We start from the raw sequence: 12,013 nt of genomic DNA on the forward strand, positions 1-12,013 counted from the left end.
CGATGATTGGAAATGACGCACATTCTGGGCATTTTGAGCGAAATGATTGTCCATGCGCGAAATACGCGATATCCATTGAGCGAACGGGAGGGGTATCGAGTGTCATGATCCGGGCTGAACGCCATGAGAGAATCCTAGCGGAACTGGCCCGGCGCGGGTCGGTCAGCGCGCAGGACCTGTCGAAACTGCTGGATGCGTCGCTGGCCACGATCCGGCGCGACATCGCCGATCTGGACCAGCGCAAGGCCCTGGTGCGCACCCACGGCGGCGCCACCTTGCCGCAACGCCGCGAGGAACTGCCGTTCGACGCCAAGGTCATGGCCTATCTGCCCGAAAAGCGCCGGATCGGCGCGGCGGCGGGCGCGGCGCTCGAACAGGGCATCCTGGTCGGATGCGGCGGCGGCACCACGGTGATGCAGATGGTGCCGGCGATCCGCCACAAGTCGCTGCGCCTGGTGACCACGGCGGTCAACATCGCGCTGGAACTGCGGGACGCCCGCACCATCGACGTGACCCTGACCGGCGGAACGCTGCGCCGCCGGACCGCGGAAACGGTGGGTCATATCGCCGAGCGGACGCTGCAGGACATGAACATCGACGTGATGGTGATGGGGGTGGACGGGATCGACCTGGAAAAGGGTCTGACCACCTATGATTCTTCCGAAGCCTATGTGAACCGGGTGATGGCCGACCGCTCGCGCGAGTTGTGGATCGTGGCCGACCACTCCAAGTTCGGCCAGGTGTTTCCGGCCACGATCCTGCCGCTGAACCGGGCGACGCGGATCTTCACCGACACCGGCCTGAGCGAAGAGGTGGCCGAGCGCTACCGCCAACGCGGCATCGAGGTGCTGCGGGTCTAGCGCCCGCCGCTGACCGGAAGGATCGCTCCGGTGACATAGCTGGCGGCGTCCGACAGAAGCCAGACGATCGCCTCGGCGACTTCCGCGGCCGACCCCGCCCGCCCGAGCGGCACGGACGCGGCCAACGCCCGGGCGCGGTCGGGTATGCCGGCATCGCCGTGAATGTCGGTGTCGATCAGGCCGGGGCGCACCGCGTTCACCCGGATGCCGGCGCGCCCGACCTCTCGTGCCAGGCCGATGGTCATGGATTCGACCGCGCCTTTCGACGCGGCGTAGTCGACGAATTCGTTGGCCGCACCCAGCGGGGCGGCCATCGACGACAGGTTCACGATGACGCCGCCGGTCGCCGCGGCGGTCATCCGTCGCACCGCTTCGCGCGCCGCCAGGAAACTGCCGGTGGCGTTGACCTGCAACACACGCTGCCAGCGCGCGCTGCTGATCTCGGACAAGGGCGCGGCACGGTCGAGAATGCCGGCGTTGTTGACGAGCCCCCCGACCGGACCGAAGGCGGCTTCGGCACGGTCGAACAGGGCCAGAACGTCGGCTTCGCGCGCAACATCGCCCTGAACCGCGATGGCGTCGCCGCCACTGTCGGCAATCGCCTGCACGACCGCCTCGGCGGCGGCGGCGTTGCCGTGGTAGTTGACGACGACCTGCCAGCCGTCGCGGGCCGCGCGCCGGGCGGTGGCGGCCCCGATCCCGCGCGACCCGCCGGTGACGATCAGCCCGCGCCCGTTCACGCGTCGGCCCGCGCGCGGGCCATGCCCAGCGCGATATCCGTCAGCATGTCCTCCTGCCCGCCGACCAGGCCGCGCCGGCCCGCCTCGACCAGGATTTCGCGGGTGTCCAGCCCGAAATCGGCGGCGGCGCGTTCGGCGTGGCGCAGAAAGCTGGAGTAGACCCCGGCATAGCCGACCGTCATGGTTTCGCGATCGACCCGGACGGGCCGGTCCTGAAGCGGCCGGACCAGGTTTTCCGCCGCGTCCTGCAGCGCGAAGAGGTCGCAGCCGTGGCTGTAGCCGCTGCCGTCGATGGCGGCGATGAAGGCCTCGAGCGGGCAGTTGCCCGCCCCCGCGCCCATGCCGGCCAGCGAGGCGTCGACACGCGTCGCGCCGCTCTCGATCGCGACGATGGTGTTGGCGACGCCAAGCGACAGGTTCTCGTGCGCGTGGATGCCGATCTGGGTTTGCGGGCGCAGGGCGGCGCGATAGGCACGCACCCGGTCGCGCACGCCGTCCATGCGAAGCGCGCCGGCGCTGTCGGTGATATAGACGCATTGCGCGCCGTAGCTTTCCATCAGGGCGGCCTGTTGCGCGACCGCCTCGGGCGGAGACATGTGGTTCATCATCAAAAAGCCCGACACGTCCAGCCCCAGATCACGCGCCCCGGCGATGTGCTGCGCGGTCACGTCGGCCTCGGTGCAATGCGCGGCGACGCGCACCGACCGCACGCCGAGATCGGCGGCGCGGCGCAGATCCTCCAGCGTTCCGATGCCGGGCAGCAGCAGCGTGGTCAGAACCGCCCGGTTGCAGACCTTGGCGGCTTCGGTGATCCAGGCGGCATCGCTCTCGCGGCCGAAACCATAGGTGAAGGACGACCCCGACAGGCCGTCGCCATGCGCAACCTCGATCGCGTCCACGCCGGCGGCGTCCAGGGCCTGGGCGATCTCGCGCACCTGGCCCAGATCATATTGGTGGCGCACCGCATGCATGCCGTCGCGCAGGGTCACGTCCTGGATGTAAAGGCGGCGGTCGGTCATTGTGCCATCTCCCGGTGCCGGGCCGCCGCGATGCGTTCGCCGGTGGCCAGCGCCGCGGAGGTCATGATGTCGAGGTTGCCGGCATAGCGCGGCAGGTGGTGGCCGGCGCCCTCGATCTCGAGAAAGGCGCTGACCTTGAGGCCGGCGGGGGCGCCCTCGAACAGCCCGGCCTCGACCGGCTCGACCTGGAGCGCGTGTTTCAGGCGGTATCCGGGCACATGCGCCTGCACCTCCGCGACCATCCGGTCGACCGAGGCGACCAGCGCCTCACGGTCGGCGGGATCGCACAGGCAGATCACGCTGTCGCGCATGATGAGCGGCGGCTCGGCGGGGTTCAGGACGATGATCGCCTTGCCCCGTGTCGCGCCGCCGATCCGCTCCAGCCCGCGCGCCGTGGTGTCGGTGAACTCGTCGATATTGGCGCGTGTTCCGGGGCCGGCCGATTTCGACGCGATGGAGGCGACGATTTCGGCATAGTGGACCTTGGCCACCCGGCTGATCGCGGCGACGATGGGGATCGTCGCCTGTCCGCCGCAGGTCACCATGTTGACGTTGCGCGCGCCGATATGCGTATCGAGGTTGACGGCGGGCACCACGAAGGGGCCGATGGCGGCGGGCGTGAGATCCACCAGCGTGATGTCGTCACCGGCCAGCGCATCGGCATTGGCCCGGTGCGCGCCTGCGCTGGTGGCGTCGAACACCAGCCGGATACGCTCGAACCCCGGCATCCTGCGAAGCCCGGAAACCCCCTCATGGCTGGTCGGCACCCCGAGGCGCCGTGCGGCGGCCAGCCCTTCGGACTCCGGGTCGATGCCGATCATGGCCGACAGGGTCAGCCGGTCTGACAGGCGCAGGATCTTGACCATGAGGTCGGTGCCGATATGCCCCGACCCGATGATCGCTACTTCGGTTTTCGCCATGGGTGACTCTCGCGGTTTTCGATGGGTGAACCATAACGATCAAAACCACGCATATCAATGGTGCAATTTGACCGATGCGGTGCAAGTCGCGCCGGTTTCGGACCCTCCCACGGCTCTGGCGCTTTGAGGCGGGGCAGTTTATTCGGGGCCGAGGAACGGAGGCGTCATGTTCGTAGTCACCCTGATTGCCGCGCAGGAAAGCGCCGCGCTGGATACCGCCCTAGTCGAGGCCCTGCGCAACGCCTGGGGCGGCGGTGCGGCGCGCTGGCTGTCGCCGGGCGAGGCGGCGGAGTTTGCGGTGCCGAAGATGCCGGAAAATCGCTGGCAGGTGTGGCAGGACATGCAGGACCAGGGCATCGACCTGGTGGTGCAACCGGCCCAGGGGCGGCGCAAGCGGATGCTGTTGGCGGACATGGATTCGACCATGATCCGGCAGGAATGCATCGACGAGCTTGCCGCCGAAGCCGGGGTCGGGCCGCGTGTGGCCGAGATCACCGCGCGGGCGATGAACGGCGAGCTGGATTTCGAGGGCGCGCTGCGCGAACGGGTCGGGCTGCTGGCCGGGCTGCCGGAAAGCGTCATCGCCAAGGTGCTGGACAGCCGCATCACCCTGATGCCGGGCGGGCGCGAACTGGTGGCGACGATGCGCGGGGCGGGGGCCTATACGGCGCTGGTGTCGGGCGGGTTCACGGCGTTCACGGCGCAGGTCGCCGCGCTTCTAGGTTTCGACGAGCACCGGGCGAATACGCTGGCCATCGCGGATGGCGCGCTGACCGGCGCGGTGGTGGAGCCGATCCTGGGCCGGGCCGCCAAGGTCGCGGCACTGGAAGAAATCAGCGCGCGGCTGGGGATCGGGCATGACGAGGTCATGGCGGTGGGCGACGGGGCCAACGACCTGGGGATGCTCAAGCTGGCGGGGGCCGGTGTGGCGCTGCACGCCAAGCCCTCGGTGGCCGCCGAATGCGATATCCGCATCAACCACGGCGACCTTTCCGCGCTCTTGTTCATCCAGGGCTATGCCCGGTCGGAATTCGTGACGGGCTGAGGCTACTTCTCGCGCGGGTGCCAGTCGCGCGGCGGGCGCTCGCGGCCGCGGCGCCGGAGCGCGAGGCCCAGTGCGACGCCGACCGCGATGGCGAAGGTCAGGTCGACCAGCACGGTCAGGATCATGGTCAGAAGGATCAGCAAGAGATCCTCGCGCGGCCCCCGCCAATAGCCGGCCCATTTCTCGGGCTCGGACATGTTCCAGGCGGTCACGATCAAGAGCGCGGCCATCGCGGGCATCGCCAGCATCCCGGCCAGCGGCGCGGCCAGCAGCATCACCAGAAGAACGGTCAGCGCATGCACGATGCCGGCGACCGGGGTGCGCCCGCCGGCCTTGACGTTGGTGGCGGTGCGCGCGATCGCCCCGGTCACCGGCAGGCCGCCGAACAGGGCCGAGCCGATGTTGGCCACGCCTTGCGCCGTGACCTCGGCCCGGGCGCGGTAGCTGCCCCCGAACATCCGGTCGGCGACCACCGCGGACAGCAGCGATTCGACCCCGGCGAGGAAGGCGATGATGAAGGCCGAGGGCAAAAGCTCCTGCACCCGGGCCAGCGTCACCTCGGGAAAGCTGGGCAGCGGCAGGGTGCTGGGCAGGGCGCCGAAGCGCGCGCCGACCGTGTCGATGCCGACGCCGGGCAGGGCCGCGATGGCCGAGCCGATGGTCACGGCGATGATCAGGCCGGGCACCTTGGGCGGCAGCTTGACCCGGATCAGCACGATCAGCCCGCCGGTCAGAAGCGCCAGCAACAGCGCCTGCCAGTCGAACGAGGCGCGCGCGCCCCAGAGCGCTGCCACCTTGCCGGTGAAATCGGCGGGCAGGTTGGTCACCGTCAGGCCCAGCGCGTCGCCAAGCTGGCTGGTGGCGATGATCACGGCGATGCCCAGCGTGAAGCCGTTGATCACCGGCTCGGGCACATAGGCGACAAGGCTGCCGGCCTTGAGGATGCCCGCGACAACGAGGATCGCGCCGGCCATCAGGGTGGCCAGGATCAGCCCGTCCATGCCGAAGCGCATGATGATGTCGTAGACCACCACGATGAACGCGCCGGTCGGGCCGCCGATCTGCACCCGGCTTCCGCCCAGCGCCGAGACCAGCAGGCCACCGACGATCACGGTGATCAGCCCCTGCGCCGGGGTCGCCCCCGAGGCGATGGCGATGGCCAGGCCCAGCGGCAGGGCGACCAGCCCGACGGTGACGCCCGCCATCACGTCGGCGGCGAAGGTTTCAACGGTGTAGGTTTTCAGCGTGGTGAGAAGCTTGGGTTTCATCCTGGCCCCCGATTCGAAGCGACCCTACGCCCGCCGTTTGGCGGATGCACCCCCCTTGGCGCTGCTCTTGTGTTGTCCTGACCGGGGCGGGCGACTAGAACGGGGCGAACCAACATGAGGCGCCCGATGACAACTCCCAAACCTGTCGTGCTGTGCATCCTCGACGGCTTCGGCCTGCGCGACGAGGTCGAGAACAACGCGGTCAGGCTGGCGGACACGCCGAATTTCGACCGGATCTGGCGTGACTGCCCGCACAACCAGCTGACCACCCATGGCCGCGATGTCGGGTTGCCGGACGGGCAGATGGGCAATTCCGAGGTCGGCCACACCAATATCGGCGCGGGCCGGGTGGTGGCGATGGATCTGGGCATGATCGACCTTGCGATCGAGGACGGCGAGTTCGAGGCGGCCAAGCCGCTGCTCGATTTCATCGCCACGGTGAAGGCGGCGGGCGGCACCGCGCACCTGGCCGGGCTGACCAGCCCCGGCGGCGTGCATTCGCATCAGGACCACATCGTCGCCGCCGCCCGGGTGATCGCGGGCGCGGGCGTGCCGGTCCGGGTGCATGTCATCACCGACGGGCGCGACGTGCCGCCGCAATCGGCGCGCGAGCAGGTGGCGAAATTCGCCGCCGACCTGCCGGAAGGGGCGCAGATCGCCTCGGTCTCGGGGCGCTATTACGCGATGGACCGCGACAACCGGTGGGAGCGGGTGGCGCGCGCCTATGACGCCATCGTCAAGGCGATGGGCGAGACGGCGGGCAGCGCCGATGCCGCCATCGAGGCCGCCTATGCGCGCGGCGAGACCGACGAGTTCATCCAGCCCACGGTGATCAAGGGGCATACCGGCATCCACGACAACGACGGGCTGTTCTTTTGCAACTTCCGCGCCGACCGGGCGCGCGAGATCCTGCGCGCGGTGGGCGAGCCGGGCTTTGCCGAGTTCGACGTGGGCACGCGGCCAAAACTCTCGGGCCTTCTGGGCATGGTCGAGTATTCCACGCGCCACAACGACTACATGACCACGGTGTTTCCCCCGCGCGACATCGTCAACACGCTGGGCGCATGGGTGGCGCAACAGGGGCTGACGCAGTTCCGGCTGGCCGAGACCGAGAAATACCCGCATGTCACGTTTTTCCTCAATGGCGGCAAGGAGGAACCGGAGGTGGGCGAAGACCGCTACATGGCGCCCTCGCCCAAGGTCGCGACCTATGACCTGCAACCGGAAATGTCGGCCCCCGAGGTGACCGAGCATTTCGTGGCGGCGATCCGCAAGGGCTATGACCTGATCGTCACCAACTACGCCAACCCCGACATGGTCGGGCATTCCGGCGACCTATCGGCGGCGATCAAGGCGGTCGAGGCGGTGGACGCGGGGCTGGGCGAGGTGCTGGCGGCGCTGGAGGCGGCCGGCGGCGCGATGATCGTGACGGCGGACCACGGCAATTGCGAACTGATGGTCGATCCGGTGACCGGCGGGCCGCATACCGCGCACACCACCAACCCGGTGCCGGTGGTGCTGGTCGGCGGGCCTGCGGGCGTGCGGCTGCGCGAGGGGCGGCTGAGCGATCTGGCGCCGACGCTTCTGGACCTGATGAACCTGCCGGTGCCCGACGAGATGACCGGCAAGAGCCTGATCGAGCGGTGAGACGCATCGCCGCCCTCTGTCTGGCGCTGGCGCTGGCGCCGGTGATGGCCCGCGCCGAGGCGACCGAGAGCGCGCAGGTGGCGATGGAGGAATTGCGCGCCGCCGCCGAGGCGCTGGAGGCCGCCGAGGGCGCGCGGGACCGGGTCGCGGCGCTGACCGAGACGGTGCAGGCCTATGAGGCCGGGCTGGCGGCGCTGCGCGAGGGCCTGCGGCAGGCGGCGATTCGCGAGGCCGCGATCAAGGGTGTGTTCGAGGCCGAGAGCGAGCGGCTGGCGCAGCTTCTGGGCGTGCTCCAGTCGATCGAGGCCTCGCCGGAACCCAGCCTGCTGCTGCACCCCGATGGCCCCAAGGGGACGGTGCGCGCCGGGATGATCCTGTCGGACGTGACCCCGGCGCTCAGCCGCGAGGCGGCGGACCTGCGCCGCGCCCTGACCGAGGTTGCCACGCTGCGCGCGTTGCAGGAGGCGGCGGTGACGACGCTGGAGGAGGGGCTGGCCGGGGCGCAGACGGCGCGCACGGAACTCAGCAAGGCGGTGTCGAACCGCACCGACCTGCCGCGCCGCTTCGTCACGGACCAGGTGGCGATGGAAAACCTGCTGAGCTCCGCCGACACGCTGGAGAGCTTTGCCGGCGGGCTGATGTCGGCGACGATCGAGGATGCCTCGGTCACGGTCGAACGGCCGGATTTCACCGCCGCGCGCGGCACGCTGGCGATGCCGGTGTCGGGCCGGGTGATCCGGGGCTATGACGAGGTCGACGCCGCCGGCGTGCGCCGCCCGGGCTGGGTGATCGCAACGCGCCCCCTGACGCTGGTGACGACGCCCTGGCCGGCAACCCTGCGCTATCTCGGTCCGCTGCTCGACTACGGCCAGGTGGCCATTCTGGAGCCGGACGAGGGCTTTCTGCTGGTGCTGGCCGGGCTGGGCCAGTTGTTCGGTTCGGTCGGCGAGGTCTTGCCCCAGGGCACGCCCGTGGGGTTGATGGGAGGGGCCGAGGCCGCCTCAACTCAAGCCTTTTTGATGTCCGCCGTGCAAGGAGGTGGCGCAGAGGCGACAGAAACGCTTTATATGGAACTCAGATGGAATGGATCGCCGGTGGACCCGACCGAATGGTTTGCCCGATCCGCGAAATGAAAGAAACGGACCGAGCATGAAAAGATTCGCCATGGCCGCGCTGGGCGGCACGCTGGCAGGCGCCATTCTGACGACGCAGGTGGCCGGGCCGCTGATCGCACAGGACAGTGAGCGCAATTCGACCGTCTATGAACAGCTCGACCTGTTCGGCGACGTGTTCGAGCGCATTCGCGGCCAGTATGTCGAAGAGGCCGAGACCAAGGACCTGATCGAGGCGGCGATCAACGGAATGCTGTCGTCGCTCGACCCGCATTCGAGCTATCTCGCGCCGGACGACGCCGCCGACATGCGGGTGCAGACACGCGGCTCGTTCGGGGGTCTCGGCATCGAGGTCACGCAGGAGCAGGGCTTCGTCAAGGTGGTCTCGCCGATGGACGGCACCCCGGCGGACGCCGCCGGCATCCTGGCGGGCGACTTCATCACCCATGTCGATGGCGAGAGCGTGCTGGGCCTGACGCTGGACGAGGCGGTCGACACGATGCGCGGGCCGGTCGGCTCGGAGATCATCATCACCGTGGTGCGCGAAGGCGTCGACGAGCCGTTCGACGTTTCGATCATCCGCGACGAGATCAAGCTGACCGCCGCCACGGTGCGCGCGGTGGGCAATGCGGTGGTGATCCGGGTCACCACCTTCAACGACCAGACCTATCCCAACGTCGCCGACGGCTTTGCCGAAGTGACCGAGGAACTGGGCGGGATCGAGAATATCGAGGGCGTGGTGCTCGACCTGCGCAACAACCCCGGCGGGCTGCTCAACCAGGCCATCGCGATTTCCGATGCCTTCCTCGAGTCGGGCGAGATCGTCTCGACCCGGGGCCGCAACCCGGAAGACACCGAGCGGGTGAACGCCGAACCCGGTGACCTGGCCGAGGGCCGGCCGATGGTCGTGCTGATCAACGGCGGGTCCGCTTCGGCCTCCGAGATCGTCGCCGGCGCGCTCAAGGATCATCACCGCGCCATCGTGGTGGGCACCAAAAGCTTTGGCAAAGGCTCGGTCCAGACGGTGATGCCGCTGCGCTCGGGCGGCGCGATGCGGCTGACCACGGCGCGCTACTACACGCCGTCGGGCCGCTCGATCCAGGCGCTGGGCGTCAGCCCGGACATCGTGGTCGAACAGCCCGTGCCGCATCCTGACGAGGCCGAGGACGAGGATGCGCGCGCGCGCCGGAGCGAGGCCGACCTGCGCGGGCGGCTGGAAAACGACAGCCTGTCAGAGGACGAGATCAAGCTGATCGAGGAAGAGCGCGAAGCCGCCGAAGAGGCCGCCAAACTGCGCGACGAGGACTTCCAGTTGTCCTATGCGGTCGACCTGCTCAAGGGTCTTGCGGCGATTGATCTGAAGTAGCACCGGCCCGGCCCTCTCTCGCGGCAGAGGGGGCCGGTCTGCCTAGGCCGGTTTTCCCAGCCGTCCGCGCGTGGCCGCCAAGAGGACGAGCACCGAGCCGAGCACAACAGCGGTCATCAGCGCCAACAGCACGCCCCCGGCATCGCCCGCCATGTCGGCCTCCGACACCAGCACCAGCAAACCGTTCGAGGTGTTGTATCCGGCATGCAGCAGGATGCACAAAAACACGCTGCCAGTGCGGTTGATCAGCCACGTATACCAGAAGGCATGCGCGGTGATCGACACCAGCAGGAACCCGACCTGGACGCCAAGCGCCGACACCGGCACCTCGCCCGCGCGCACCGCCGGATCGCCCCAGAGCAGCGGGAAGTGCCAGAACGCCCAGACCAGACCCAACAGCAGCGTGGCGCGAAACGGGGTCAGGGTTTCCTGCAAGGTCGGCAACCCGAAGCCGCGCCACCCCGGCTCCTCATTACCGCCGCCGATCAGCGCCATGAACACGAACAACGGCGCATAGGAGGCCAGTCGCGCAGGCGCGAGGCTGAAGTCGATGGAATGACCCAAGGCGACGAACAGCGCCGAGGCGATGGCCACCAGCAGCACCGGAAAGCCCAGCACGAACAGATACCAGCCCAAGCCGAGGCGCCACTTGAACAGACCCTTGAACCACGCCCAGGGGTCCCGGCCCAGCGCGATGGTCACGATCAGCGCGGCCAGCAGCGGGCCGAAGCCGCCGGCATAGTGGCCCAGGGTCGCAAGCGGCCCCTCACCCTGCCAGAACCCGAAAATCCAGGCGCTCCAGGACAGGGCATAGGCGGTCGTGACGAAGGCGAGAAACGGGTGTCGCATGCTCTCGTCGGCTCCCTTCCCAAGTCCGGGCATGTCTAGCACCGCGCCCGGTGCCGGAAAATGTGGCCCGGCGTCGCATTCGCCGACGCGGCCTGTTGGCCTTCGGCCCGCATGCGCATAATCTCGCCCGGCACGACACCGGAGCCCGCCCGCCATGACCCCCGACGACATCTCGCGCCTTCCCTATCGTCCCAATGTCGGCATCATGCTGGCCAATCCCAGGGGACTTGTGTTCGCGGGGCAGCGGTATGACGCGCCGCGCCTTGGCATCGACGAAACCGCCTGGCAGGCGCCGCAGGGCGGGATCGACGAGGGCGAGGAACCGCTGGCCGCCGCGCTGCGCGAACTGCGCGAGGAAACCGGCGTCACCCCGGATCTGGTCACGGTCGAGGCGGAATATCCCGGCTGGATCACCTACGACCTGCCGCCGGATGTGGTGCCGCGGATCTGGAAGGGGCGGTTTCGCGGCCAGAAACAGCGCTGGTATCTGATGCGCTTTCACGGCGCCGACGAACAGATCGTGATCGAGACCGCGCATCCCGAGTTTCGGCAATGGACCTGGATCGACCCACGCGACCTGGTGGAAAAGATCGTGCCGTTCAAACGCGATATCTACGCGCAGGTGATCGCGGCATTCGGTGATAGACTGGGGGCGCACCGCTGACCGGAGACCGCCATGATCCGCCTGATCGCATTCGTCGCAGCACTGAGCCTGCCGCTGCCGGGACTGGCGCTGTCCTGTCTGCCCTATTCGCACACCCAGGCGTTTCTCGATGCCAATGCCGCGGCGGAGCGATACATCGTGGTGACCGGCCGGCTCGATTTCGACAGCCGCGATCTGCCCGGGACCGACGGCGTGAATGCGGCCGAGGACAGCACGTTGTCCGCGCGGGTCACGGGCACCTCGCTGTCCTATGCCGGGTTCGTCACGCCGTTCGACCGGACGATCCGGGTGAACGTGGCCTGCGCCGCGATGTGGTGCGGGCAACTTGACGCCGGGCACCACTACCTGATGTTCCTGCGTCAGGGCGGCGGGGACTGGGTGCTGGAACAGGCCCCCTGCACCCCGATGGCGTTCTTCGAGCCGACCGCGCAGATGGAGGCCGAGGTGGTGGCCTGCATGCAGGGCGGGCCTTGCGCGGCGGTGCGGTAGGGCTGGGGTGGACGGGATGCCATCGGGACTCCAA

Annotated in this window: 12 protein-coding genes; 7 read left to right on the plus strand and 5 right to left on the minus strand. The window is 68.8% G+C overall.

The window, feature by feature from the left end:
• Positions 1-104 precede the first annotated feature (104 nt).
• Complete coding sequence (locus tag FVF75_RS15135; RefSeq protein ID WP_187393093.1) at positions 105-860, plus strand: DeoR/GlpR family DNA-binding transcription regulator; 756 nt, start codon at positions 105-107, stop codon at positions 858-860.
• On the opposite strand, the gene FVF75_RS17660 is transcribed toward FVF75_RS15135, so the two are convergent.
• Genes FVF75_RS17660 through FVF75_RS15145 form a run of 3 tightly spaced genes read right to left on the minus strand, consistent with a single transcriptional unit; the run spans position 857 to position 3,539 of the window.
• Positions 857-1,600, minus strand: coding sequence for an SDR family oxidoreductase (locus tag FVF75_RS17660; RefSeq protein ID WP_222861235.1), 744 nt, complete (start codon positions 1,598-1,600; stop codon positions 857-859). The genes FVF75_RS15135 and FVF75_RS17660 overlap by 4 nt on opposite strands.
• Complete coding sequence (gene dmpG / locus FVF75_RS17665; RefSeq protein WP_222861236.1) at positions 1,597-2,619, minus strand: 4-hydroxy-2-oxovalerate aldolase; 1,023 nt, start codon at positions 2,617-2,619, stop codon at positions 1,597-1,599. The genes FVF75_RS17660 and dmpG overlap by 4 nt, the downstream gene beginning before the upstream one ends.
• Entirely contained in the window at positions 2,616-3,539 is a 924-nt protein-coding gene (locus FVF75_RS15145) for an acetaldehyde dehydrogenase (acetylating) (RefSeq protein ID WP_148379518.1), read from the minus strand. Before FVF75_RS15145 ends, dmpG begins: the two co-directional genes overlap by 4 nt.
• Before the next feature lie 166 nt (positions 3,540-3,705).
• On the opposite strand from FVF75_RS15145, the gene serB reads away from it, so the two are divergent.
• Positions 3,706-4,584 (plus strand): phosphoserine phosphatase SerB, encoded by an 879-nt coding sequence (gene serB, locus FVF75_RS15150; protein ID WP_148379520.1) that lies wholly within the window; start codon positions 3,706-3,708, stop codon positions 4,582-4,584.
• A 2-nt stretch (positions 4,585-4,586) separates the two neighbouring features.
• Here serB and FVF75_RS15155 read toward each other — a convergent pair whose 3' ends face one another.
• A complete protein-coding gene (locus tag FVF75_RS15155) occupies positions 4,587-5,852 on the minus strand; it encodes a SulP family inorganic anion transporter (RefSeq protein ID WP_148379522.1) in 1,266 nt (421 codons plus the stop codon).
• A 126-nt stretch (positions 5,853-5,978) separates the two neighbouring features.
• On the opposite strand from FVF75_RS15155, the gene gpmI reads away from it, so the two are divergent.
• From gpmI to FVF75_RS15170, 3 genes are read left to right on the plus strand one after another with little or no spacing between them, the layout of a single operon-like run.
• Positions 5,979-7,499, plus strand: coding sequence for a 2,3-bisphosphoglycerate-independent phosphoglycerate mutase (gene gpmI / locus FVF75_RS15160; RefSeq protein WP_148379523.1), 1,521 nt, complete (start codon positions 5,979-5,981; stop codon positions 7,497-7,499).
• 44 nt (positions 7,500-7,543) lie between these two features.
• The gene (locus tag FVF75_RS15165) at positions 7,544-8,632 is read left to right on the plus strand and encodes a murein hydrolase activator EnvC family protein (RefSeq protein ID WP_148379961.1); all 1,089 of its coding nucleotides are present in this window, start codon (positions 7,544-7,546) and stop codon (positions 8,630-8,632) included.
• Positions 8,633-8,648: 16 nt separating this feature from the next.
• Positions 8,649-9,977 carry a S41 family peptidase gene (locus tag FVF75_RS15170; protein WP_148379525.1) on the plus strand — a complete coding sequence of 443 codons (1,329 nt, stop codon included), beginning with the start codon at positions 8,649-8,651 and terminating at the stop codon, positions 9,975-9,977.
• Positions 9,978-10,019: 42 nt separating this feature from the next.
• Here the strand turns inward: FVF75_RS15170 and FVF75_RS15175 are convergent, their stop codons facing one another.
• Complete coding sequence (locus FVF75_RS15175) at positions 10,020-10,826, minus strand: CPBP family intramembrane glutamic endopeptidase (RefSeq protein WP_187393094.1); 807 nt, start codon at positions 10,824-10,826, stop codon at positions 10,020-10,022.
• Positions 10,827-10,980: 154 nt separating this feature from the next.
• On the opposite strand from FVF75_RS15175, the gene FVF75_RS15180 reads away from it, so the two are divergent.
• Positions 10,981-11,490: an RNA pyrophosphohydrolase gene (locus tag FVF75_RS15180; protein ID WP_148379530.1), complete on the plus strand. Its 510-nt coding sequence runs from the start codon at positions 10,981-10,983 to the stop codon at positions 11,488-11,490.
• Between the two features lie 12 nt (positions 11,491-11,502).
• Positions 11,503-11,979, plus strand: coding sequence for a hypothetical protein (locus tag FVF75_RS15185; RefSeq protein ID WP_148379531.1), 477 nt, complete (start codon positions 11,503-11,505; stop codon positions 11,977-11,979).
• Positions 11,980-12,013 lie beyond the last annotated feature (34 nt).

Origin of the sequence: Maritimibacter fusiformis (assembly GCF_008086115.1) — a bacterium.
Lineage (GTDB): Bacteria > Pseudomonadota > Alphaproteobacteria > Rhodobacterales > Rhodobacteraceae > Muriiphilus > Muriiphilus fusiformis.

Bases quoted from the DNA above. Each gene is read 5' to 3' on its own strand.
- FVF75_RS15185 (WP_148379531.1), top strand. From the start codon at position 11,503: ATGATCCGCCTGATCGCATTCGTCGCAGCACTGAGCCTGCCGCTGCCG.
- serB (WP_148379520.1), top strand. From the start codon at position 3,706: ATGTTCGTAGTCACCCTGATTGCCGCGCAGGAAAGCGCCGCGCTGGAT.
- dmpG (WP_222861236.1), bottom strand. From the start codon at position 2,619: ATGACCGACCGCCGCCTTTACATCCAGGACGTGACCCTGCGCGACGGC.
- FVF75_RS15180 (WP_148379530.1), top strand. From the start codon at position 10,981: ATGACCCCCGACGACATCTCGCGCCTTCCCTATCGTCCCAATGTCGGC.
- FVF75_RS15170 (WP_148379525.1), top strand. From the start codon at position 8,649: ATGAAAAGATTCGCCATGGCCGCGCTGGGCGGCACGCTGGCAGGCGCC.
- FVF75_RS15155 (WP_148379522.1), bottom strand. From the start codon at position 5,852: ATGAAACCCAAGCTTCTCACCACGCTGAAAACCTACACCGTTGAAACC.
- FVF75_RS15165 (WP_148379961.1), top strand. From the start codon at position 7,544: ATGGCCCGCGCCGAGGCGACCGAGAGCGCGCAGGTGGCGATGGAGGAA.
- FVF75_RS15145 (WP_148379518.1), bottom strand. From the start codon at position 3,539: ATGGCGAAAACCGAAGTAGCGATCATCGGGTCGGGGCATATCGGCACC.
- gpmI (WP_148379523.1), top strand. From the start codon at position 5,979: ATGACAACTCCCAAACCTGTCGTGCTGTGCATCCTCGACGGCTTCGGC.
- FVF75_RS15175 (WP_187393094.1), bottom strand. From the start codon at position 10,826: ATGCGACACCCGTTTCTCGCCTTCGTCACGACCGCCTATGCCCTGTCC.
- FVF75_RS15135 (WP_187393093.1), top strand. From the start codon at position 105: ATGATCCGGGCTGAACGCCATGAGAGAATCCTAGCGGAACTGGCCCGG.